At 57.6% G+C, this 21,854-nt stretch carries 20 protein-coding genes; 2 read left to right on the top strand and 18 right to left on the bottom strand.

The genetic code is table 11. The annotated features are described in order from the left end of the window. Positions 1-91: 91 nt before the first annotated feature. The 5 genes from HCU74_RS02220 to HCU74_RS02200 all read right to left on the bottom strand — a co-directional run bounded on the left by HCU74_RS02220 (position 92) and on the right by HCU74_RS02200 (position 4,917). Positions 92-517, bottom strand: coding sequence for a globin family protein (locus HCU74_RS02220; protein ID WP_168448757.1), 426 nt, complete (start codon positions 515-517; stop codon positions 92-94). Between the two features lie 17 nt (positions 518-534). Beyond that, complete coding sequence (locus HCU74_RS02215; protein WP_168448756.1) at positions 535-855, bottom strand: c-type cytochrome; 321 nt, start codon at positions 853-855, stop codon at positions 535-537. 25 nt (positions 856-880) lie between these two features. Beyond that, on the bottom strand, positions 881-1,444 hold the full coding sequence (locus HCU74_RS02210) for a Tll0287-like domain-containing protein (RefSeq protein WP_168448755.1): 564 nt from the start codon (positions 1,442-1,444) through the stop codon (positions 881-883). Between the two features lie 90 nt (positions 1,445-1,534). Beyond that, positions 1,535-2,905, bottom strand: a complete 1,371-nt coding sequence (locus HCU74_RS02205) for a cytochrome c3 family protein (RefSeq protein WP_168448754.1) — start codon at positions 2,903-2,905, stop codon at positions 1,535-1,537. Continuing rightward, positions 2,905-4,917, bottom strand: a complete 2,013-nt coding sequence (locus tag HCU74_RS02200) for an FAD-dependent oxidoreductase (RefSeq protein ID WP_168448753.1) — start codon at positions 4,915-4,917, stop codon at positions 2,905-2,907. The genes HCU74_RS02205 and HCU74_RS02200 overlap by 1 nt, the downstream gene beginning before the upstream one ends. 365 nt (positions 4,918-5,282) lie before the next feature. Between HCU74_RS02200 and rapA the strand changes: the two genes are divergently transcribed. Beyond that, positions 5,283-8,153, top strand: coding sequence for an RNA polymerase-associated protein RapA (gene rapA / locus HCU74_RS02195; RefSeq protein WP_168448752.1), 2,871 nt, complete (start codon positions 5,283-5,285; stop codon positions 8,151-8,153). Between the two features lie 31 nt (positions 8,154-8,184). Next, entirely contained in the window at positions 8,185-8,454 is a 270-nt protein-coding gene (locus HCU74_RS02190) for a hypothetical protein (protein ID WP_168448751.1), read from the top strand. A 63-nt stretch (positions 8,455-8,517) separates the two neighbouring features. Here the strand turns inward: HCU74_RS02190 and HCU74_RS02185 are convergent, their stop codons facing one another. The 13 genes from HCU74_RS02185 to HCU74_RS02125 form a co-directional block, all read right to left on the bottom strand. Further along, a complete protein-coding gene (locus tag HCU74_RS02185; protein ID WP_168448750.1) occupies positions 8,518-10,212 on the bottom strand; it encodes a Na(+)/H(+) antiporter subunit D in 1,695 nt (564 codons plus the stop codon). Continuing rightward, positions 10,205-10,465, bottom strand: coding sequence for a hypothetical protein (locus tag HCU74_RS02180; protein ID WP_168448749.1), 261 nt, complete (start codon positions 10,463-10,465; stop codon positions 10,205-10,207). The genes HCU74_RS02185 and HCU74_RS02180 overlap by 8 nt, the downstream gene beginning before the upstream one ends. Then, positions 10,465-11,919 (bottom strand): proton-conducting transporter transmembrane domain-containing protein, encoded by a 1,455-nt coding sequence (locus HCU74_RS02175; RefSeq protein WP_168448748.1) that lies wholly within the window; start codon positions 11,917-11,919, stop codon positions 10,465-10,467. Before HCU74_RS02175 ends, HCU74_RS02180 begins: the two co-directional genes overlap by 1 nt. Continuing rightward, positions 11,916-13,418 carry a proton-conducting transporter transmembrane domain-containing protein gene (locus HCU74_RS02170; RefSeq protein ID WP_168448747.1) on the bottom strand — a complete coding sequence of 501 codons (1,503 nt, stop codon included), beginning with the start codon at positions 13,416-13,418 and terminating at the stop codon, positions 11,916-11,918. The genes HCU74_RS02175 and HCU74_RS02170 overlap by 4 nt, the downstream gene beginning before the upstream one ends. After that, entirely contained in the window at positions 13,412-13,783 is a 372-nt protein-coding gene (locus tag HCU74_RS02165; RefSeq protein WP_168448746.1) for a cation:proton antiporter subunit C, read from the bottom strand. The genes HCU74_RS02170 and HCU74_RS02165 overlap by 7 nt, the downstream gene beginning before the upstream one ends. After that, positions 13,780-14,772 carry a Na(+)/H(+) antiporter subunit B gene (locus HCU74_RS02160; protein ID WP_168448745.1) on the bottom strand — a complete coding sequence of 331 codons (993 nt, stop codon included), beginning with the start codon at positions 14,770-14,772 and terminating at the stop codon, positions 13,780-13,782. The genes HCU74_RS02165 and HCU74_RS02160 overlap by 4 nt, the downstream gene beginning before the upstream one ends. Then, on the bottom strand, positions 14,772-15,110 hold the full coding sequence (gene mnhG / locus HCU74_RS02155; RefSeq protein ID WP_168448744.1) for a monovalent cation/H(+) antiporter subunit G: 339 nt from the start codon (positions 15,108-15,110) through the stop codon (positions 14,772-14,774). Before mnhG ends, HCU74_RS02160 begins: the two co-directional genes overlap by 1 nt. Next, complete coding sequence (locus HCU74_RS02150) at positions 15,107-15,388, bottom strand: MrpF/PhaF family protein (RefSeq protein ID WP_246864395.1); 282 nt, start codon at positions 15,386-15,388, stop codon at positions 15,107-15,109. The genes mnhG and HCU74_RS02150 overlap by 4 nt, the downstream gene beginning before the upstream one ends. Further along, positions 15,385-15,855: a Na+/H+ antiporter subunit E gene (locus HCU74_RS02145; protein ID WP_168448743.1), complete on the bottom strand. Its 471-nt coding sequence runs from the start codon at positions 15,853-15,855 to the stop codon at positions 15,385-15,387. Before HCU74_RS02145 ends, HCU74_RS02150 begins: the two co-directional genes overlap by 4 nt. Positions 15,856-16,354: 499 nt before the next feature. Next, positions 16,355-17,935 carry a fatty acyl-CoA reductase gene (locus HCU74_RS02140; RefSeq protein ID WP_210425075.1) on the bottom strand — a complete coding sequence of 527 codons (1,581 nt, stop codon included), beginning with the start codon at positions 17,933-17,935 and terminating at the stop codon, positions 16,355-16,357. Positions 17,936-18,206: 271 nt separating this feature from the next. After that, positions 18,207-18,731: a hypothetical protein gene (locus HCU74_RS02135; RefSeq protein ID WP_168448742.1), complete on the bottom strand. Its 525-nt coding sequence runs from the start codon at positions 18,729-18,731 to the stop codon at positions 18,207-18,209. Beyond that, a complete protein-coding gene (locus HCU74_RS02130) occupies positions 18,728-19,873 on the bottom strand; it encodes a metallophosphoesterase (protein ID WP_168448741.1) in 1,146 nt (381 codons plus the stop codon). Before HCU74_RS02130 ends, HCU74_RS02135 begins: the two co-directional genes overlap by 4 nt. After that, positions 19,870-21,624 carry an alkaline phosphatase D family protein gene (locus tag HCU74_RS02125; RefSeq protein ID WP_168448740.1) on the bottom strand — a complete coding sequence of 585 codons (1,755 nt, stop codon included), beginning with the start codon at positions 21,622-21,624 and terminating at the stop codon, positions 19,870-19,872. Before HCU74_RS02125 ends, HCU74_RS02130 begins: the two co-directional genes overlap by 4 nt. Between the last annotated feature and the right edge of the window lie 230 nt (positions 21,625-21,854).

Raw genomic sequence — 21,854 nt, 5'->3', positions numbered from 1 at the left:
AATCGGGCCGACGATGTCCGGTATCGTAAAAACAGGCGCTGCAACCGCGAGTCGGGGGGCGATCTCGCCAGCCGCAGCGCCAAATGCCGGCTCAGGCCTTGGCGTTCATCGCCTCGTCAGCAGCGGCAATCATCGTGCTGGACAATACGCCATACACCACCGTCCACGCCTCTTTGACCTCTGGAGTAAAGTCCTCGCCAAGCCCGGCGGCCAGGGTGTCCAGCAGGGCCGTACCCACTGTGGCGTAGTGGCTGGTTTTCACGCCGTAGCCCACATGGCGCACGCCGAGCTTTTGCACCACAGGTACCAGTCCTTCCAGATTGTCGAGGGAGCGAACCGCCGTACCCAGCATGGTCATCAGCTTGCGACCCTGCTCCTCGATATCACCTTTGAACATGGGCTTGAGGCTGGGGTCCAGCTCAAACAGCTTGCCGTAAAAGATCGCCGCGGCCTGCTCGGAGATCGGCGCGACTTTTTCAAAACTTTCCTGTACCAGGTTTTTCTGTTCCGGGGTCATCATCATTTCCTCAGCGTTCAGTTACTTATTTCCACTTGGGATGTCATATAAAAAATCGCGTTTGACACCTGTTCATCAGTCAAATGGGTTTTGCCGCCCTTGGCGGGCATCAACCCGTAGCCCGACAGGGCATGGGACAACAGCTCCTCGTGGCTCTGTCCCAGGCGGGGGCCCCACATTTTGCTGTTACCCAGTATGGGTGCACCGTTAATGCCCTGGGCGTGGCACACTTTACAGTTCTGGCGATACACCTCCTCGCCGAGAGCCAGCCGTGGGTCCTCAGCACAACCGCTGAGCACCGTTGCCAACACCAGAGTGATTACACTGATCCCTTTCATTGCTGCTGCCCCCGACAAGTGGCGTTTACATGGGTACGCGAATTACCACTCCGCCCATAACATCGCCCAATTTGAAATCGGTGCGCGGGGTGTCCTTGTGGCCGTTGTGGCAATCAACACAGGGCGCGGCAACTGCAACATCGGGGTAGACCGCGGTGAAGTACTTCACGCCGCCCAGCTCCTCTTCGCCATAGAAGTTTTCTCCGGGGTTATCGTTGATATAGGTCAGTCCCACCTTTTCCACTTCGGTTCGCGGCCCGTTCTGGGAATTCACCGGCCACAGCGATTGCAGGCTGTAGCTGAAGTCGCTGGTCATCTCCGCCACCGCTTCTGCGCCGTAGCGAAACATCTGGGCCGGCAGCGGCGCGCCATTGGGTTTGTCTTCCCAGTGTTCGTCGGGAACAATGGCCGATGCGCCAGCTGGCCCCAATCGCTTGATAATCATTTTGGTGTAGTTGGTGCGATCCGCCTTCATCACTGCGAACAGGGAATCGGTGTAGACCTTGGGTTCGATCCCACTCTGTTTGGCTTCGCCGCCACAACCGACCATCACCAGACACAGGGGTAATGCCGCCACTAATTTTTTCATCACTCTCTCCTGATTGATTTAATACTGCTCAATACCACTCTCGATTTACTACTGCTGTCGCCGTTTTTATTAACCTCCCTCCTCACACGCTTAGTTGTACAAGGACGGTTTTACTGCGCGGTTTTTATCCCGCTCTACTGCCATGTCCACCGAGGGAATATGTACACTGGGCCGCCCCTTGAAGTTGCTGTCGATCAGCGCCGGATCGGCCAGCGCGTCGATGGAAAAGCTCAGCGAATGACAGTTCATACACACCCCCCGCAGCATTTTTTCGTTGGGCCGCAGGTTGGCGTTCTGATTGTGCTCAACCACTACCCGGCCGTTTGGCAGGGTGGTGCGCGGCATGTGGCAGGTTGCACAGGTGACCTGCTCGCTGCCCGGCTGCGCCGGATTTTCTGTCAGACCCGCGTGGGGAGAGTTGGCAAAATTCTGCACGTGGTTGGAGTTATGGCAGCCAACACAGGAGTCCACCGCGGCCCGCCGCACATCAAAGGCGTGGGGGCTATGGCAGCTGTTGCAACTCAACTCCAGATGGGCGCTGTCGGCATGCATGGGAATTCGCGCCTCGGCAACGGTCATCGCAGGCAGGCCCTGAGCCAAACGCATACCGTGCTTGCCGGCCAGAAAGCCGCGGGATTCTTCGCTGTGGCAGCTGGCGCACACGGTGTGATCGGGGGATGCCACCCAACTCAGCGCATCCGCTGCCGCTTCGGGGTCGGCGTGGCAGGAGGAGCAATTTACCCCCGCCTGGGCATGACCGCTGTGTTGCCAGTCATTCAACACCTCCGGCGCCGAATCAATCTGCGCGGGGGCATCGGCCACCGTCACCGGAGGTAACTGACGGTGATACTGCGGCGCGTTCTTCGCGACGATGGCGGCGACCTCCTTGAACATCGGCTCGCTGGCATGTTCAAGCAGAAAGTCTTCGTACAGCGCCTGGTTGTCGTGAAAATTGTGGCAGCCGGAGCTGGCACAGGTGTCGAAGCCCATGCCGTCGTGGCTGGGTCGGACCTCGGCGACATCCTGATGGCACTCGTAGCAGAAGTCCTCGGGCATCGTGACACCCATGTGCTCGGTTTTGTCAGGTTGGTGTTCAACATGACAGGTCACACAGTAGCGAGCATCCAGCTGCTCTATACGATCGGCATTGCGAGGGTTGGTAAATTTCGCCTTCGGGTGGGAGTCCCTCACCGCTTTCAACTCATCGCCATGACAGCTGATACAGGCGCTTTGCAGCACCTCGCCGCCACCAAACGCGTCGCTGTGGCAGGCGCCGCATGCCATTTCGATCTGATGATGGCCGTGGCTGGTCGGACCCGGCAGAAACTGTTCCGGCGGCTCATCCACCAACAAGGGCCAGACAAACCATAACAGCCCCACCACAGTGGCAACCGCCCAGACACACCATAGCCAGGCTAAACCACGCTGCGGGCCTGTGCCCGTACTGCTACGCCCGCCCATCAGAAGTAATACACCGAGAAAATATGCAGGCCGAGCAGGGCCGGTATTGGCCACGCCAGATACAAGTGCCCCCAGGTACACAGCCGACGCAGCCGCTTGCCCCAGCGTGGACTAAACTGCGACTCCGCGGCCACCACCCCCGCCGACACCGCACCAAGCAATGCCAGCAGAAGAAAATTCATCATCAGCAGCGCATTGAGATTTTCCCCCAGACGCAGGCCGGTGTGGGCTACCAGCACCCCGAGGCCGGCCAGCCCGGTAAGGGTGTGCACCAGCCGCCACAGGGAGAAGCGCCCCCAACTCAGCGCCGACAGCCGCTTGTTTACCGAGAGATACAAGCCCAGCACCACCATCGCCACAATGGCATAGCCACTGATTTGCTTGTACAGGCCATCTGACCACAGGCGATCCCAGGGGATATCCACCTGCACAGTGCTGGCAAAGTCGATAGGTGGCACCGCGGCCAGTAGCGCGACAACGAGCAACGCCAACACGCCACTGGCCAACAGTTTGCGTTGCACTGGCAGGGTTTGGGCTCCGGCCTTTTCACCACACAGTTCCGCCACCAGTGGTGCACAGGAACCGCATACCGTCGACGCTCCACAGCGCGCAATCACCTGTTGTTTATCTCCGAGCGCCTTATACAGCGCCGTCAATTGGCCGCGCTGGACGCCGCGACAATTACAGATCAGGGCCGTTGCTGGCCAACTGGCCACATCGGCACCGTCGTCTTCGGCCCACAGCATACCGCTGCGACTGAAACGAGCGATTTGCAGCCAGGAAACCCGGTCGCCGCGGCTGACTGCCGCCTGCACCCGCCGTACCTCGGACCAGTCGCCGACACCGATAGCACCGACAATCCGTCCACGCCGCAACACAATTTTGCGATAGCAGCCTGTGGCCGCATCGCGGTATCGCCAGGCGGCAATACGCCAGGAGCGACGACCTTCACCCTCGGTTTCACCAATACTGAAGACCGGCAGGCCCACGACCTTCAGCTGGGTCGCGGCCACCGAGCCAAGGTAGCGACTCGGCTCACCACAAAGATTGGCGGCAAGCACTGCTGCCTGCTCATAACCCGGTGCGACCAGACCGTGCAGTTGCTGACGGAACTCGGCACATTCGCCAATGGCGTGAATATTCGGCGCATTGGTAGCCAGGCCCTCGTCAACGACAATACCCTGCCCCACCACAAGCCCTGAACGGCGCGCAAGATCGATATTGGGCCGAATACCCGCCGACACCACCACCGTATCGCAGTCCAGCAGCTGGCCACTGCGCAGGCGCACTCCGATGACTTCAGGGCGGCCACGTTGATCATTGCACACCACCTCGCGTACCCCTTCCCCAAGGAGCACATCCACCCCCTGTGCGCGAATATTCTCGGCCAGCAATGCCGCCGCATCGCCGTCCAGTTGTCGATTCATCAGCCGATCCGCCTGCTGGATCACCGTGACTCTGGTGTCGCAGCGGCTCATTGCCCGTGCGGTTTCCAGTCCCAGCAGGCCACCACCGATGACCACCACATGGCGAGCGGTGGCCAAACGGGCCATCAATTGCTGGGTGTCGTTCAGGTCGCGGAAGGTGTAAACCCGCTTGGCGTCAATGCCGGGAATACCTGGCAGGAAAGGCTGGGATCCCGTCGCCAGGATCAGTGCCGAATAGCTGTATTGGCGCCCTTCCACATCGAGAATACGCTGCTGATAGCGGTCGATACCGACAATCGGGCAGTTGTAATGACAGTTCACTCTGCCCTGCTGATCGAGGTTCGGCGCAGTTTGCAGTGACTCCAGACGCACTTCTCCGGCCAGCAATGACGACAGGCGAATGCGGTCGTAGGGTTCCCAGGGCTCATTGCCGAACAGCAGGATTTCCCGCTGGCAGCCGCGCTTGAGCAATTCTTCTGCACAACGAATTCCCACCGGCCCGGTGCCGACAATGATAATTGGCCGCGGGTCCACGGAGGGATGCAAGCTGGCGGCAACATCAATGATGGGGGCTTGGCTGGTCATAGGGTGATCGCGGCTTACTCTGTTGGGCTAGTACCCGGTACACAGCAAAGAGCTTGCCAATCACAAAAATTGAATGTAAGTCATTGTTTAAAATAAAATATTTTATATTTTCCTGGCATCAAGAGGCCATTTCCCCACGCTTTAAGCTCCCGCTGCGCGCCCAGCTTTTGCACCGGCATGAACGTATTGGTGCATAAACTCTGCATCTTTAAGCACCATTTCAGAACAAGCCCCTTCACCACCGCCCCGTCCATAGTGGTAAAAATGGCCCCAATTTAACGGCAAACCTTCCACTATCGGGCTATGCCGCGTACCATTCCCGCCCCGAAAAAATGCATAACCGCAACCAGGCCAAATAGCACCCTATGTCTGAACCCTTTATCGCCGGCCAGCGCTGGATCAGTACCCCGGAGCCCGACCTGGGCCTGGGCATCATTCTTGAAGCCATCAATCGCCGCGTGGTCATCGCCTTTCCCGCCGTTGAGGAGGAGCGCACCTACGCCGCTGACCGTGCGCCCCTGTCACGGGTACAGTTCCAGCCCGGGGACGAGATCAATGTTCCTGAACTGGCGCCGCTCAAGGTCCGCGAAGTGCAGGAGCACAATGGTTGCCTGGTGTATTTTTCCGAAGACGCCGAGGGCAATGTACACCCGGTGCCGGAGCAAATTCTCAGTGCGCAGATTCAACTGCACAGCGCCAAAGACAGGCTGTTAGCCGGACAACTCGACCACCCCCGCCGCTTCCAGTTACGGGTCAGCACGATTGAACAACGCAACCGCGCCGCGGCGAATCACAGCCGCGGCCTGCTCGGCGCCCGGGTGGAATTACTTCCCCACCAGTTCTATATTGCCGACAGTGTGGCCCAGCGGGCTCAACCGCGAGTGCTTCTCGCCGATGAAGTCGGCCTGGGTAAAACCATTGAAGCCGGCTTGATTCTGCACCAGCAATACCTAGACGAACGCATTAAACGCATCGTGATTCTGGTGCCGGAAAGTCTGGTACACCAATGGCTGGTGGAAATGCGCCGGCGCTTCAACCTCAACTTCAGCATCTTTAATGAAGCCCGCTGCCGGGAAATCGATCCCTATCGGGACGACGCCGACACGATCTTCTTCGACGAAGAAGCGGAAAAGGAGATAGAGCAAAATCCCTTTGAGAGTGAACAGCTGATTATCGCCTCTGTTGATTGGTTAGCCGAGCACCCCCGTCGCGGCCAGCAATTGGCCGACGCGGGCTGGGACACACTGGTGGTTGACGAAGCCCACCACCTGCAATGGCAGGAAGACGGCAACAGCTCAAAGGGTTACCAGCTATTGGAAAAGCTGTGCGCCAGCATTCCTTCGGTATTACTGCTGACCGCGACACCGGAGAATGCCGGAATCGAAGGGCACTTCGCGCGACTACGCCTGCTCGACCCAGAGCGTTACAGCGACCTGAACGCCTTCCGTCAGGAGCAGAGCAGCTACAGTGACATCAGTGAGTTGATCGGCAGCCTGCAGGAAGACGCCACGGCGGCCCTGGCCAACCCGCGATTGGCCGAGTACCTCGACACTGATTTGCTCAGCGCCCTGCAACAGGGTAGCGACAGCGCCGTCGACGATGCCATAGCGGCACTGCTCGACCGCTTCGGCACCGGGCGCAGTCTGTTCCGTAACAGCCGCGCCTCGGTGGGCGGCTTTCCCGCCAGACGCCTCCACGAACACCCTCTCGAAGCCCCCGCGCTGTATGCACAGGTCGCCCCGGAGCTGGAACTCGCCGCACAGTTACAGCCTGAACTGGTTCTCGGCGAAGACTGGACCAGCAGTGACCCCCGAGTACAGTGGCTGGAAAAACTCCTGCTACAGGAACCCGACGCCCGCACCCTGCTGATTTGTGCGAATACCGAAACCGCCAGGGAGCTGGAGCTGTTTATGCGCCTGCGCCGGGGCATTGCCAGTGCGGTGTTCCACGAAGAGCTGAGTCTGCTTGAGCGCGACCGCGCCGCGGCCTATTTCGCCGACCCCGACGATGGCGCCCAGTTGCTGGTGTGCTCGGAAATCGGCAGTGAGGGCCGCAACTTCCAGTTTGCCGAAAATCTGGTGTTGTTCGACCTGCCGCTGAATCCCGACCTGCTGGAGCAACGCATTGGTCGTCTGGACCGCATCGGTCGTGTCGGTGAGGTCAATATCCATGTGCCTTACTACAGCGGTTCTGCCCAGCAGGACCTGCTCAGCTGGTACCGGGACGCCCTCGCAATATTCGATGAGCCCTGCACTATCGGCAGCGCAATGGTGAATGAATTCGACGCCCGGTTGCAGCAGTGTCTGACCAGCAACACCGACGTTGGCGCATTGATTACCCAAGGTGCCCAGCGGGCCGCCGAGCTGCGCGCGGAGTTGCACTCCGGGCGCAACCGCCTGCTGGAACTGAATTCCTGTCGCAAGGCCGTCGCACAGCGCCTTGTCGCACAGGTCGAAGAGGAACAGCGCAGTGGCGAGCTCGCCGATTATGTCGAGCAGCTTGCCGATCAATTCGGGCTGGAGCACGAAGACCACAGCGACAATACCATCATTCTTCGCCCCGGCGACCATATGATCAGTGACGCTTTCAGCCAGCTCCCCGAGGAGGGACTGACCGGCACCTTTGATCGCCGTCGCGCCCTCAGCCGGGAGGATATGGCCTTTCTCACCTGGGAACATCCCCTGTTGCGGGACGCGATGGATCTGATCGCCAATGGTGACTTTGGCAGCGCCTGTATTGCCACCCTGTCAGTAAAGGGCTTGCCACCCGGCACCCTGCTGCTTGAGGCCTACTACAGCCCCGCAGTGCGCGCCCCGGTGAGCCTGCAACTCGACCGCTACCTGCCCACCCACAGCGAGCGTTTGCTGATGGATGCGAAAGGACGGAATCTCGCCGACAAGGTCAGCCACCAGCAGTTAAACGGCCTCTGCCAGAAACTCAAGCGCAGCCTGATACCCGCATTGATGCGGCAGATCAGAGATCCCTTGACCGAGTTATTGAACACTGTGGAAGCCCAGGGCAAGGTCACCGAGTCGTCCTGGCGCCAGCAGGCCCTGGAGAACTACAACAAGCAACGCAACAGCGAGCGTTCGCGTTTGCAGGCACTGGCTCAGCGCAACCCCGATATTGGTGAAGAAGCCTTGCAACACTTTGACACCAGCACCGAACAAGGCCAGCAATATCTGTCACAATTGCAGTTGAACCTCAACGCCCTGCGCCTCGCCATTGTGAGCTAGCAGGCCCTCGGGCAGCACTATCGGAGTCTACATGTACCTGTTTTCTTTAAATGCCGTGGCCAAGGAAAGCTACGGCGATTTTCGCAAGGGCGAAGATGTGCCGTTTATCGTCTACATCGACTTCAAGGATTTGTTTGGCGCCGAGCAATTGGCCACGCTGTTTGTGATGCGTGAGGGCTTTCGCGAAGTGAAAATTCTGAAGCGGCGTCAAATCAAGGTCGATGACACGCTGATGAAAGACCCGCAGATTCAGCAGGCCCTGACCAAGGGCTATTGCGTGCAGGCTTTCGAAGCCCATTGATGTAATGCGGGAGAAGTGTGACGGGAGACGCAAAAATCCTCCCATCAAGCGTTTCCCGCTTCGTCAATAAAAGCTCAGAAACAGGTAGATCGCCAGAAACAAGGACACCCAGCTCACCATTGCCCCGATTGAAATATTCCGCGACATCAATCCCTCAGGGCCGTGGCTTTTCGCCATACGCTCAACAACGCCATTCACCACTGCCATAGCCCCTGCTCTGGCCCCGCGATCAATGGCCCACATACCATTCAACAGCGAGCGAATGACTCTCGGCAGTAAACGCCGGTAGAGCCAGTCGGTATCGAGGTTGGTTGATGGTATTTCCTCCGGGTACCAGCCCTTGCGCATCAGCACCGCAAAGGCCAGTGCGGCAAACATCAGTAGCTGCAGCTGGGTTATCACATGGGCAGCGGTATAGGGCGCGTAGTCGACCGGATAGGGCAAAATCGCGTACAACGGCTCGGGATAAACGCCGATGCCAATGCACAGAAAGGCGGTGATACCCATCGCCAGCAGCATATTCCACGGCGCTTCCTTCACTCGATGGCCAGCATCGTGGAAGAAGAAGGTAAAAAATGGCACCTTGATACCGGAGTGGTCCAGTACCCCGGCCGAGGCGAACAGCAGCACTGTCCAGATCACCCAATAGCCCTCACCACCCACGGCGGTAAGAATCATCGACTTGGTGACAAAACCGGAAAACAGCGGAAAGGCCGAGATAGACATCGCGCCGATAATGCAGAAAATCGTGGTGACCGGCATCGACTTGTAAAGTCCGCCCAGCTCGCTGGCCTTCACCGTGCCCACACGGTGCAGCACGGCCCCCATCGACATAAACAGCAGAGCCTTGTAGAGAATATGGGCAAAGGCGTGGGCTGCCGCCCCGTTCAGCGCCAGCTCGGTGCCGACACCAACCCCGACCACCATAAAGCCCAACTGGTTGTTGAGGCTGTAGGACAGCACCCGGCGGAGGTCGTTTTCGATGACAGCAAAGAAAATCGGGAAAGCAGTCATTACCGCGCCGATCGTAATCAGCAGTTCCTCACCGGCAAAGCCACGGGCCAGGGCATACACCGCCAGCTTGGTGGTAAAGGCCGACAACACCACAGTGCCGGTCGGTGTCGCCTGTGGATAGGCATCCTGCAACCAGTTGTGCAGCAACGGGAAGGCACATTTAATGCCGAAGGCAATAAATATCAGCCAACCAGCCAAACCTTCCAGGCCGATATGTCCAAAGGCTACAGTACCCTGATCACGGTACAGCACCAGTGCGCCGCACATCAGCAGCAGACCGGAAATCACCTGTATCACCAGATAGCGAAAACCAACCTTTGTCGCGGTGGGGTTCCGCGAGGCCCAGATCAACAACACCGAGGACAGGGCTGTCAGTTCCCAGTAGAGGAACAGGGTCAGTAAATCACCGGACAATACCGCACCAATGGCCGAGCCGGCATAGATCAGCGCCGCGACCTGCTGCACCCTGTCCTGCACATGCCAGGCGTAGAGACCGGCAAGAATGGCCGCAATATGAAAGATCACTGCCCAGACGAAACTCAGACCGTCAATGCGTCGAGTAATCAGTTCGATACCAAAAACCGTTAACCGACCCGCCTCACCCTGGGGCAGGGTCCACAGCAGCCACAGTGTCGCCAGAGGCACCGCAACCGCCCAGATGCCCAGCGCACGCCGGGGCAATACCAGCGCTACCAGGCCAGCGGCCATCATCAAAATGGCAGGATTGAGTAGCAACTCACTCATCGTAGTAGCCCTCCTCCCGCTTGATTAATCGACGCAGCCTTTTCGCGCTGAGCACAATAAAGCAATAGGCGGCAAAACCGAAAATGGCGTAGAAGCCAAAGCTGCCATCAAAACGAAAATAGGGATGCTTGTGGTAGAAAAATTCCGCCACCACCAGCGCGGCGCAAATCACCCACAACGAATGGACGATCAGGGTGACGGTTTCCGGCCGGTCCAGCCAGCGTGGACGTTCACCGTGTTGATCAGATGACATCAGACGAGCCTCGCTGAGCGAATGAATTCATAGAGGTCACTGCCATAGATAAACAGTGCAATACACATAAGGGTGGTAATCACCATTGCCACTACCGAGCTGGGGCGAGCCTCCTGCAGGCTTGCGCCAGCGGGCGCGGGACGCAGGAAGGCCCTTGCGGGAATTTCCAGCAGGTAGACAATATTGAGCAGGGAGCTGATCGACAGCACCGCCAGCATTATCAGGTAACCGCTGTCCAGGGCGCCCATCATCAGGAACCACTTACTCCACACCCCGCCCAAGGGCGGTAGGCCAATAATCGACAGCGCCCCCAGCGTAAAGGCGATAAAGGTCACCGGCATTACCCGTCCCATACCGTCGAGCTGACTGATCTCGCTCTTATGGTGGGCGACGTAGACTGCCCCGGCACAGAAGAACAGGGTGATTTTGCCAAAGGCGTGCATGGTGATGTGCAACATGCTGCCGACGATCGCGGCCTGGCTGGCCATAAAGGCGCCCAGGGTAATATAGCCGAGCTGGCTGACGGTGGAATAGGCCAGCCGGGATTTGAAGTTGTCCTGGCGCATGGCCACCAGCGACGCCAGCAGAATTGACGCCCCGGCGAGGTAGACCAGCCAGGAGGTAACCGGCAGATCCGCCACAGTGTCGATGCCAAAGATAAACACCACCACCTTGACCACCGAAAACACACCGGCCTTTACCACCGCTACCGCGTGCAGCAAGGCCGATACCGGCGTCGGCGCAACCATGGCCGCGGGCAGCCACCGGTGGAAGGGCATCAAGGCCGCCTTGCCGATACCGAAGGCAAACAACACCAGCAACACGGATAACAGCACCGGAGAGGTACCCTCAGGGAAGACCCCACCAGGGGTAAAGTCCAGCGTACCCGACAGCATCCATGTGCCGATAATCGCCGGCAGAAACAGGGCAATAGACGTACCGAGCAGAATACCCAGATAAATCCGGCCGCCGTTTTTCGCCTTCTCATTACCGGCGTGGGTCACCAGCGGATAAGTACACAGCGACAATACTTCGTAGAACACAAACAGGGTAAACAGGTTTTCGGCAAAGGCGATGCCCATCACCGCGCTGATCGCCACCGCAAAACAGGCGTAAAACCGGGTTTGATTCTGTTCGTCGTGGCCGCGCATATAGCCTATGGCATAGAGCACGGTGACAAACCACAGCGAGCTGGCGATCAACGCAAACACCATACCCATAGTGTCAACGCGGAAGGAAATTGCCAGGCCGGGCAGAATTTCTATCCAGTGAACCGCCAGTTCGACGCCGTCACGCAAATTCCCGTAGAGGGTACAAACCACCGCAAATAATATTGCCGCCGCACCCAACGACGCCGTTTCACGCAGGTTTTCCCAGCGGGAGCACAGTACAATTCCCACCACCGCCAGCAGCGGTATCAGCAGGGTCCAGTTCAGCAGGTGTGCAGCGTTCATTTTGCACCTCCCACCTGGACGCCCTGGTAGGCTTCAACAAGCAGTGAACTCGCAGCAGCCTCGGTGACCGACACCGGCAGGCGCGTATCAATACCAAAGTAGATATTACCCAGCACCAACAGCAACAAGGGCAGCAGCACCGTCAACGGCGCCTCCCCTCTCGGTGCCTGTTCCGGTGACTCGCGGAAGTACATAATTTCCACCAGACGCCAGATATACATCACCGCCAGCAAAGAGCCGAGTACCACCAGCAGTGCCACCAGCCACATACCCTGAGAGAAGGCCGCGCTCACCAGATACCACTTGCTGACAAAGCCGACTGTGAGCGGCACACCGATCAGGCTCAGACCACCGGTAACAAAAGCCAGTGCGGTAACCGGCATGCGTTTGCCCAGACCGGCAATATCGTCAACGGTAATTCCGCCGATGCGCAGCATCATAGCCACCATGGCCATAAACAAGGCGCCTTTCATCAATGCGTGGTTAAAGAGGTGTAGCAGCGTTGCCTGCAGGCCAAGCACACTGCCCAGCCCGAGACCAATTATCATGTAGCCGATCTGGGCAACACTGGAATAGGCAATGGCCCGCTTGATGTTGCGCTGCATGATCGCCACTGTCGAGGCACTGAACACGGCGATCAAACCCAGCCCAATGAATATGGAGTGCAGCGGCACATCAAAGGTGGAAAAATCTTTTCCAAAAACAGTAAAACTGAAGCGAATCAGCAGATACACCGCCACCTTGGTCGCGGTTGCCGCCAGAAACGCGGTCACCACCGAAGGGGCGAAGGTGTAGGCATTGGGCAACCAGGCGTGGAGTGGAAACAGTGCCAGCTTCAAACACACACCCACAATGATAAAGGCGTAGGCAGCGAAGACCGTACGGGTATCAGCCACCTCCGGCAGGCGCTGGGCCAGATCCGCCATATTCAGGGTGCCGGTCATCATATACATCAAGCCGATGCCGATCAGAACAAAGGTCGCACCAATGGTACCGACAATCAGGTATTGGAACGCCGCCCACAGGGCTTCGCGCTGACGGGACAGGGAAATCAGTGTATAGGTTGATAGCGAGGAGATTTCCAGGAACACAAATACGTTGAAGGCGTCGCCGGTAGCAAGAATGCCCAGCTGGCCCGCCAGGCACAGCAACCACGCGACATAGAAAAGCGTCTGTTTTTCAGCGGGAATCTCTCTGGCAACACTTTGTCTCGCGCCGGCCAGCACGACCGTACTCAGGCCGGAGACGATCAGCAGCAAAAAGGCATTGAGCAGGTCGATGCGATACTCGATACCCCAGGGTGCTTCCCAGCCCCCAAGCGCATAGACGATTTCGCCGCCCTGCCACACCTGTTTCAGCAACAGGCCACTGATAATAAACGCCAGGGCGCTGATGAAAAACGAAAAAGCCCAGGCAATTCGCGGCCGCCAGAGTATCAGGCAAGCGGGCGCGCCAAGCAGTGGCAGAATAACCTGTAATATTGGTAAATGACTTAGCACGATTCCTGTTTCCTGTTGCCCTCTGCGGCTCTCACATCCTGCTCCTCCACACTGCCGTAGGTATCGCGGATGCGAATAATCAGCGACAGACCAAGGGCCGTCGTCGCAATGCCCACAACAATCGCAGTAAGAATCAACACATGGGGCAAGGGATTTGAATAGAGGGTTATGCCATCGGCAAGAATGGGCGCGGTGCCCCCCGAAACCTTACCGGCACTGATATACAGGATGAAAACAGAGGTCTGAAAAATATTGAGGCCAATCAGCTTCTTTACCAGATTGCCCTGGGCGATCACGATATAGAATCCGATCATCATCAATACGATGACCACCCAGTAGTTATAGTGTGAAAACAACACGCTCACGACTTGTGACTCCGGTCAATCAATCGGCCGGCAAAGGCAAAGTAAATCAGCATCATTACCGCTGCCACAGTAATGCCGACACCCAGCTCGATAACAATAATGCCGTAGTGCTGCCCGTGTACCGGGTCTGCGGCGAGGGCATCGTAATCGAGAAAATTCTTGCCATTGAGCATGGCCACCAGGCCCACCGAGCCGTAAAGCAATACGCCAAAGGCGGCGAGCACCCGCAACACGGTCACGTTAATCACCTTCATCGCAGCCTCCAGGCCAAACAGCATGGTGTAGATGATTATCGCTGCCGCAAAAATCACCCCTGCCTGAAAGCCACCACCGGGGCCGTAGTCCCCATGGAACTGAACGTAGAGGGCGAACAGCATGATCGGCGCCACCAATATTTTGCTGACGATGCGCAATATACGGTGATTACTGGCCTGAAGCAGGGTGTCCGGCAGTTTGCGTCCCGCTGCGGGCAGACTGCTACCCAACAGGGCAAGCACGCCGACCACCGCAGCAAAAACCACGGTCACCTCGCCAAAGGTGTCGAAGCCTCGGTAGCTGGCCAGCACGGACGTCACCATATTGGGTATGCCAATCTCCGTACCGGACTCGTTGATGAAGCGCGGTGCCACATGGGTCTGAGCCGGAGCATTGGGGTCGCCAAAGGCTGGAATATCGAGGGTAGCGAGAATCAGCATCGCGCCGGTGAGAACGACCAGCAGCAACGCCGGCAGCGCCCGCTGATGGGGATAGCGTTCAAAACGCCCGACAATGGCCAGGGTGGCGAACATCAGCAGGGGTGAAATCCCCGCGCCGACTGAGGCCTCGGTAAAGGCGACATCCACCGCATCCATGGTGACGAAAAAGTTGGCTGAGAGCAGGCCGTAAATTGACGACAGCATAACCGCCGCCAGCAAATCCCGACTTACCGCAATACCGATGGCCGTGGCCACCAACATGCTGAGCAGGCTGATATCCAGTAACAATTCCACTATTCAGCCCCCTTCCCGCTATCACCGGCAGGCTCGCGACCATCAGTGAGGGGCTGCAAGCCAGACTTCCACGCCGCCTTGCCGAGGGTATGGCTGGCAGTGGGACCCGTCAGTAGCAGAAACAACAAAATCATTATTAGCTTGGCCAGGACCAGGGTCCAACCAGCGAGGAACATCAACCCCAACAGAATGGCTACCGCGCCCAGAGTATCGGTAATGCCCGCCGCGTGCATACGGCTGTATACATCGGGAAAGCGCAGCAGGCCGATGGCACCCGAAAGCACGAGAAAGCTCCCTATCGCCAACAGGACGGCACTGATAATCTCCAGCGGGCTCATCGACCGTCCTCCGTTGACTGCTTGTCTTCTTCCAGGTATTCGATCAGTCGCAACATGCCGACAACGCCAATAAAGTTAATCAGCGCGTACACCAATGCGATATCGAGAAACTCCGGGCGACCAAACAGAAAGCCGACAACGGCAATGAGTAGCACCGTTTTGGTGCCGAATACGTTGGCGGCGAGTATACGGTCAAACACCGTGGGGCCAACAAACGCCCGGGACAGTGCCATAGCCATCACGACCAGCAGGGTAATTGTGGTTACTGTGAGCATCATTCTTCCAGCCCGCACACACGGCGGTTCATTTCTCCGGACTTGAGGCTGACCATGCCCTCCCGGGTGAGTGAATGCACCAATATCGTATCCTCACCCACTTCCACCGAAAGCGTGCCGGGCGTCAGATTAATGGAATTGGCATAAATTACTCGGCCGATATCAGTTTTTTGGTCTGCCGGAACGGTTTCAAACTGTGGGCTGATGGCCGAGGGGCCCACCCATGCTCGGCGCACCACGTCGATATTGCTGGCAATAATATTTTTCAACAACCACAGATAGTAGCCCGGAAGTTTACCGGTCAAGTGGAGGGGCTGGGATTCGTGATCGACGACATCCATGCGATGTCCAATCCAGACCACCAGGGCAATAGAAACAACACCAAAGCCCAGTAACAGAGCAGTATAGTGGCCGGAATTTGCCAACCATATGGCCGTCAGTACTAACGTCACACTGGCGGTATGTTTCATAACTCTCCTTGTAGCAAGGGATTTGACCGTAGGTCTACGCGCTGTCGCAGGACTTCCCGCCTGGAACAGAAACGCGATACAGCCTGACTTTTATTCGCTATTGGATACTGTCTATATCGCCCTGATGGCCCAACAAATAACGCGTTGTCGGGGCTCGGGCGAGTCCGATTGTAAAAAAGGTTATCTCGCTGAGTCCAGCAAAATCGGTCATTGATATATTTGTTAGTATCTGTGGCCTGGAATAATTGCGTAATAAATAAGTATGTTGATTTTAGTAGGTTTTTCAGAAACAACATGCCCAACCACTGCGCAGCACCCGCGACCGGAGCTCATCCAGTCGCGGGTGCTGCGCAGTGAGTATAGTGTGGCAGGTTCAAATAAACGAGGCTAAGCAGTCACCGGGGGACAAATCACTGAATTGCCCTTGTGCCTCTGGCTGAAATAACAGCACAAGGGCAATTCAGAGGCTGGAGGGATTGAGGCGCCGCTGCCTGTCAGCTCACGCCTTCTCCCCTTTTGCCGGTACCCGTTGGGGCTGTTTTTCTGTAATGGCTTTGGCCGCGGCCTCAATTGCCGAGCTGGTGCTGCGGGTACTATGGGCCTGACCATTGAGGGCATAGTGATTGAGTCCGGCGATATGCACATTGCGAATGTAGTCCTGCCAGTCTATGGCGCCGGAGTCCACCGGGAACAATACCTGATCCACCGCCCCCATCGCCTTGGACAGCGACAACAGGCGGTCGTTATGGAAGCGATACTTGGGCACCGCGTAGAAGGAAAAGATGGCCGACAGTTCGATCGCCGCATCGATATTTTTCTTCGCCCGCACCTTTTTGCGCAGGCCCAGCTTACTCAGGCACTGATTAAACAGCGCCAATGCCAGTCGCACCGTCGAGATGACCAGCGTAAACAGGCGCTTGTCCACCGCCTTGAAATCGCGCTGGGGCGGCTTCTGGAACAATTTGTCGTAGTGCTGGTAGTTTTCCTTGGCCTCTGCGGTGATATGGTCGATGAAATTACCCATGGTCAGGGGATTTCGACCACCGCTGCAACACTGGTAGATACGGTGCTTGCCAGGGTCGATAAACTGCTCCGCCAGGGCCAGTAAAATGCTATTGGCAACCAGGTCGGCGGGAATCAAATCGATAACACCGCTGCGCTTGCCCGGAAAAAATGACACCTTGCCTCGAGCATAGGCCAGCAGTATCGCGTCCGCCACTTTTACCCCCTCGATCCAGCCCGGCTTGGGCTCGCGCAGCGTGCTTTCGATAATGGACGGGCGCACAATAGTCATGGGATAGCCACGCAGCATTTTGAGCAGAAGCTGCTCACCCAGCCATTTGGTGTAGGTGTAGGTATCGTTCCACCCGGCGGCCTGTGCTTCCTCAATACCCAGGTCGATCAGTGCCCCCTTCAACGCCCGCCCTTCAAATTGCCCACGAACGTGCTCAATTTTTTCCTGCAACGCGGCAACACAGCTGTAGATTTCAAAGTAGCCCTGCTCGTGCCGAGGCAGCTCCTTACCCTGGGGCGCCAGCACCTGCTCTTTAATTTCCCCCTGATTGAAGCCGTTGACATAGCAGGTGGACACCTGGATCAGCGGCACATTTCCCGACGCTTCGGCCAGCTCGGCAATGTTATTCAGCGACAGGGTGTTGATTTCCAGCGCCTTGTCCAACTCTTCGCGAAAGTTAACACTCGCTGCAGAGTTGATAATGGCATCGACATCCGAGGCAAGCGTGTTAAACGCCGACCGCGACAAGCCGAAACGCGGCGCGGTCACCTCTCCGGTCACGCAGTGAACCCGGTGTTCGCAAAACTCCTCAAACCATTTACCCCGCTCTTCGCGCAGGGCATCAAACACCGACGAGGTTGCTATCTCGTGCAAAAACCGGCTGCGCGCATCCTTGTAGTGACGATTGCCGCGCATCAACAAGTAAATACCGCCGACATCCGGCACCGTGCGAATCAGTTTTTCCATCACGACCTTGCCCAGAAATCCGGTTGCACCGGTTATCAGTACACGCCGGCCACGCAGGGCCGCAATCGTCTGGGATTTACTTAAATCCAGTTCCTTCATTCGCACTCTCCCGAAAACCACAGTAATTCCACTCGCGCACAATAAATGAGCACCCGCACCACCGAAAAGCAGCTATTTGCCCAGCAGCGTAGCACTGGTAGTTGACCCGTTAATGACAGACAAATTCCGCGCCGAATTCGATTCATCGAGAACTTTGTTCCCGTGCACTGAAGCGTCGTCGAAGGGTTTTTACATAAAAGGAGAATGCACTAAGTGGGCCAACGCTTGCGTTAACCCACAGTACTCATTTAACAGGGCTTAAAACGTCGTATCAGCCAGGGGAGAAACTTCGCAAAGATCGCTCAGCGCGGCGCATATCAGCGTCGGAGTAGTTCGGTGCCAGCACCGCGCTCAGGGAATAGCCAACACCCTGCGCGACCACATAATAGGTGAGATGTACCGAGCGCTGACTGCCCATTTTCACACTGGCCAGTATCCGCTCAGCCTCCTTGTCAGCCAAGGTCTGACGCTCGCGTGCAAGGGTCTGGTAGTTGCTGGCAAATCGATGTATTTGTCCTTCACGAAAGGCGACATAGGTGCCCAGGCCCTGCCCCTTGCCCCCGGTGTCGGCATTGACAGGATTGGCGTTGATACTGATGTAGCGCAAGGCGCTGGCTTGTCCGGCAGGGGGCGATAGATACAAGTCACTGCCGAGATATTGCTCGGCAGCGGACCAGCCAGACGGCAACTGCACGGCAAAATTATGGGCCGAATGGCGATAGACCCGCCCCATATCAGTGCAGGAAATCAACAATAGCACCGTGAGCCAGCTCAGCCCCATCCGATAAGCGTTCACGGTTGTTTGCTCACAACATGTTCAAACACCGGCAGCGGTTGCTGCGCGTCGGTGGCGTTGTAGGCCGTGCCGTCGGGATACAGGGCATAGGCCGCCGCTGTCAGCCGGTCCTCGCGCAATTCAACCCAGAAAAAACCCCAGGTTGCACCCATTTGAAAATACGCCGGGTTGCGCGTGGCATCGACCACATCGCGGCTTTTCGCCCCGGCACCCGAGACTATAAACTGGGTTTTGCCGCACTCGGCCTGGGGCATCAACCAATAGAGCTCGTGATCGTGACCGGCAATAAAGAGATCGGCCTTGTCACAAATGGTGTTTTCCAGAAAGGCCTTGTACTCCTCACCGCGACAGGAATCGCTCAGCGGCACGCCGCCTGCGCCAATACAGGGGTCGGGATTGGCGTCTACATCATAGCTTCCCGCATTGCCGTGCTGGCCATTGGAGACATAGGGATGGTGGGCCAGGGCGATTTTCCACGGTGCATCACTGGCTGCAATTTGTTGCTGAAAATAATTGGCCTGTCCCAGAATATAGGCATCCAGTGCATCGCCCCGCCACTCGGCATTGGGGTCGTCAAAAAAGTGGCTGATGGGGCTGGAGTCCAACACCAGTAACTGGGCAAACACTTCTCCCTGATCGGGTTCAACAATGTCCTGGGCGTAAAACCGCTCCGGCATTTTCCACGCCCCGGAGGGAGACACCTCGGTATAGGCCACCTGAAAATCGCCCTTGGCATTGGCGGCGCCTTCACCGATGGGCGACATGGCATTATCGTGATTGCCCAACGCGACATAGAAGGGAATACCCATATCGCCGTAGGGTATTTCAAAGGCATCCTGGAACAGTGGGTCGTCGGTGCCGTTTACGCCGCTTTCATACATATTGTCACCGGCGAGCACGGCAAAATCACAGCCGCGCAAGGCGCACACCTTGCGCATCATATCCGCCACCTGGTATTGCAAGTGCTCCGGATCGCCATCATCGCCGGTGCCCGTATCGCCAATCGCAATAAAGCGCAGCACCTTTTCAGCCTGGTCTGCCGAAGGTGGCATCTGCGGTTCGCTGGGTGCAGGGCTGGATGAGCCGCCACCACAGGCGGTTAACAACGCGGCCAAACCAACAATACTTAATACGGGCTTCATAGTGGAACTCCCTCATAGGGCGCCAACGGCGGTGGGTTGGTTTTGGCAGGACTGGCCTCGACGCTGGCCTGCAGGCGATTGTCGCCGGAACGACTGAAATGGGCGGCGCCCAGCGACTCACCGGTGGAAGGGGCGGCGACAGTGTCTACAAACCAGTGTTCGCCCTGGCAGCGCTCCTCGGTAATATCCAGCAACAGGTAGCCGTGGTCGCGCAGATTGATGTATTTCATCGCCGGGTTTTCCAGTTTCAGGCCCTCTTCCCCGACCTGACCGACCTCGTCCAGCCCCGGCGAGGACACCGATGTCGCCACAAACTCCACCGCCATCGATCCTTCCCCGTTGCCAGGGTTATAGGCGGCGATATTATTGGGATCTTCATTGATATCCATACTCCAGGCGGTATGAATATCCCCGGTGAGCACCACCACGTCGTCTACCGGCGGCTCACCCTCTTCACCGCGAATCATTCGCCACACCCTCTCCCGTTCACGGGGATAGCCATCCCACTGATCGGCATTGAGAAAAACCCCTCCCTGGCCGCCGGGGTTTTGCAGGTTCGCCGCATTGGGCAAGCCCACCAGCTTTAATTGGGAGAACATCACCTGCTGGCCAATACACTTCCAGCGCGCTGTGCTTTCCCGCAGGCTGGCAGCGAGGAAACCGCGCTGAGCATCGCCCAACAGCCCCCGCTCGGGGTCGGCAAATTCGCCGCTGTCGGTGAAGCCGAAACCGCCAACCCCTGGCACCTGACTGGGCGTCTGGCCGGCCAGTTGCTCGTCGCGGCCAATAAAGCGGGTGTCCAGCATCACCAGATCCATCAGCGCACCAAACTGAAAACGGCGATAAATGCGGTCATGGCGTCCCGGCTCTAGCAGCCTGATGGGCATCCACTCGTTGTAGACTCGAGTGGCAATGGCCGCCCGCTGGGACCAAACACCCTCTGGCCCCTCGGTGTGGTTTTCCGCGCCCTCGCGCCAGGCATCATTGGTCAGCTCGTGGTCATCCCACACGCATATAAACGGGTGCTGCTGGTGGCAGCGCTGCAGGTCAATATCCTTTTTATAGTGTGCTTGGCGACGGCGATAATCCGACAGACTGACCATTTCGTGGGGAGGATCATAGAGTCGCCCCCCCGCCTGTACATTGCTGCCGTAGCCATCGTTACCGTATTCGTAGAGATAATCACCAAGGTGGATCACACAGTCGAGGTCAGCCCGCTCTGCCACGCGCCGGTAGGCATTGAAAAAACCGTGGGGCATGCTCGCGCAGCTCATCACAGCAAAACGCAGGTGATCGACCTCACCCTCGGGCAAAGTGCGGGTTCTGCCGGTTTGACTGCGAAAACCCAGCGCTTGGAAACGATAGTAATACGTCGTCGCCGGTGACAAACCTGCCACATCGACCTTGACGGTATGGTCTCGGCTGCCGTCGGTGGTGAAGACTCCCTGAGCGACCACTGAGGCGAACGTCGCGGAGGTCGCCACCTCCCAACGCACTTCGGCGGCAAGATCCGGGTCAATGGTCACCCGGGTCCAGATAATTACCGAATCCACCAGCGGGTCGCCGCTGGCGACACCATGTTGAAAGGGGGACTCTGCCTGCGAGCGCGCGATACCCGGGCGACTGTTGGCGCTGGCTACCGCAACGGAACCGGCACTCGTCAAACCGGCGCCAACCACCGCACTGCCAAAACCCAGACGCTGCAAAAACCGGCGGCGAGATAGCCCCCGGCGGGATTTTCGACGACCCATGAGATACTCCGTAATGCTGTTCGCGTAATGGGCCGAAAGTATTCCATGACAACATGACACTGGTATGTCAGAAAAATGGCAGTTCAAACCAAGAGGGAAATTGCCCCGCCATCGCTGCAAAACAGGCCGTCAATGCAGGGTCAGCCAAAAGGTTCCGGATATATTGCCATTTGAGCTGCCCCGCTCTCTCTGCCAGACTACGCCCCAGTGTCCAACCACTCACAGGCACT

The sequence above is a fragment of the Spongiibacter thalassae genome, assembly GCF_012272835.1.
Taxonomy (GTDB): domain Bacteria; phylum Pseudomonadota; class Gammaproteobacteria; order Pseudomonadales; family Spongiibacteraceae; genus Spongiibacter; species Spongiibacter thalassae.
This window is presented reverse-complemented; position numbering and strand designations above follow the sequence as displayed.

Coding starts and splice junctions, on each gene's coding strand:
- HCU74_RS02220 (WP_168448757.1), bottom strand. CDS start 517: ATGACCCCGGAACAGAAAAACCTGGTACAGGAAAGTTTTGAAAAAGTC.
- HCU74_RS02215 (WP_168448756.1), bottom strand. CDS start 855: ATGAAAGGGATCAGTGTAATCACTCTGGTGTTGGCAACGGTGCTCAGC.
- HCU74_RS02210 (WP_168448755.1), bottom strand. CDS start 1,444: ATGAAAAAATTAGTGGCGGCATTACCCCTGTGTCTGGTGATGGTCGGT.
- HCU74_RS02205 (WP_168448754.1), bottom strand. CDS start 2,905: ATGGGCGGGCGTAGCAGTACGGGCACAGGCCCGCAGCGTGGTTTAGCC.
- HCU74_RS02200 (WP_168448753.1), bottom strand. CDS start 4,917: ATGACCAGCCAAGCCCCCATCATTGATGTTGCCGCCAGCTTGCATCCC.
- rapA (WP_168448752.1), top strand. CDS start 5,283: ATGTCTGAACCCTTTATCGCCGGCCAGCGCTGGATCAGTACCCCGGAG.
- HCU74_RS02190 (WP_168448751.1), top strand. CDS start 8,185: ATGTACCTGTTTTCTTTAAATGCCGTGGCCAAGGAAAGCTACGGCGAT.
- HCU74_RS02185 (WP_168448750.1), bottom strand. CDS start 10,212: ATGAGTGAGTTGCTACTCAATCCTGCCATTTTGATGATGGCCGCTGGC.
- HCU74_RS02180 (WP_168448749.1), bottom strand. CDS start 10,465: ATGTCATCTGATCAACACGGTGAACGTCCACGCTGGCTGGACCGGCCG.
- HCU74_RS02175 (WP_168448748.1), bottom strand. CDS start 11,919: ATGAACGCTGCACACCTGCTGAACTGGACCCTGCTGATACCGCTGCTG.
- mnhG (WP_168448744.1), bottom strand. CDS start 15,110: ATGAGCCCGCTGGAGATTATCAGTGCCGTCCTGTTGGCGATAGGGAGC.
- HCU74_RS02150 (WP_246864395.1), bottom strand. CDS start 15,388: ATGATGCTCACAGTAACCACAATTACCCTGCTGGTCGTGATGGCTATG.
- HCU74_RS02145 (WP_168448743.1), bottom strand. CDS start 15,855: ATGAAACATACCGCCAGTGTGACGTTAGTACTGACGGCCATATGGTTG.
- HCU74_RS02140 (WP_210425075.1), bottom strand. CDS start 17,935: ATGAAGGAACTGGATTTAAGTAAATCCCAGACGATTGCGGCCCTGCGT.
- HCU74_RS02130 (WP_168448741.1), bottom strand. CDS start 19,873: ATGAAGCCCGTATTAAGTATTGTTGGTTTGGCCGCGTTGTTAACCGCC.
- HCU74_RS02125 (WP_168448740.1), bottom strand. CDS start 21,624: ATGGGTCGTCGAAAATCCCGCCGGGGGCTATCTCGCCGCCGGTTTTTG.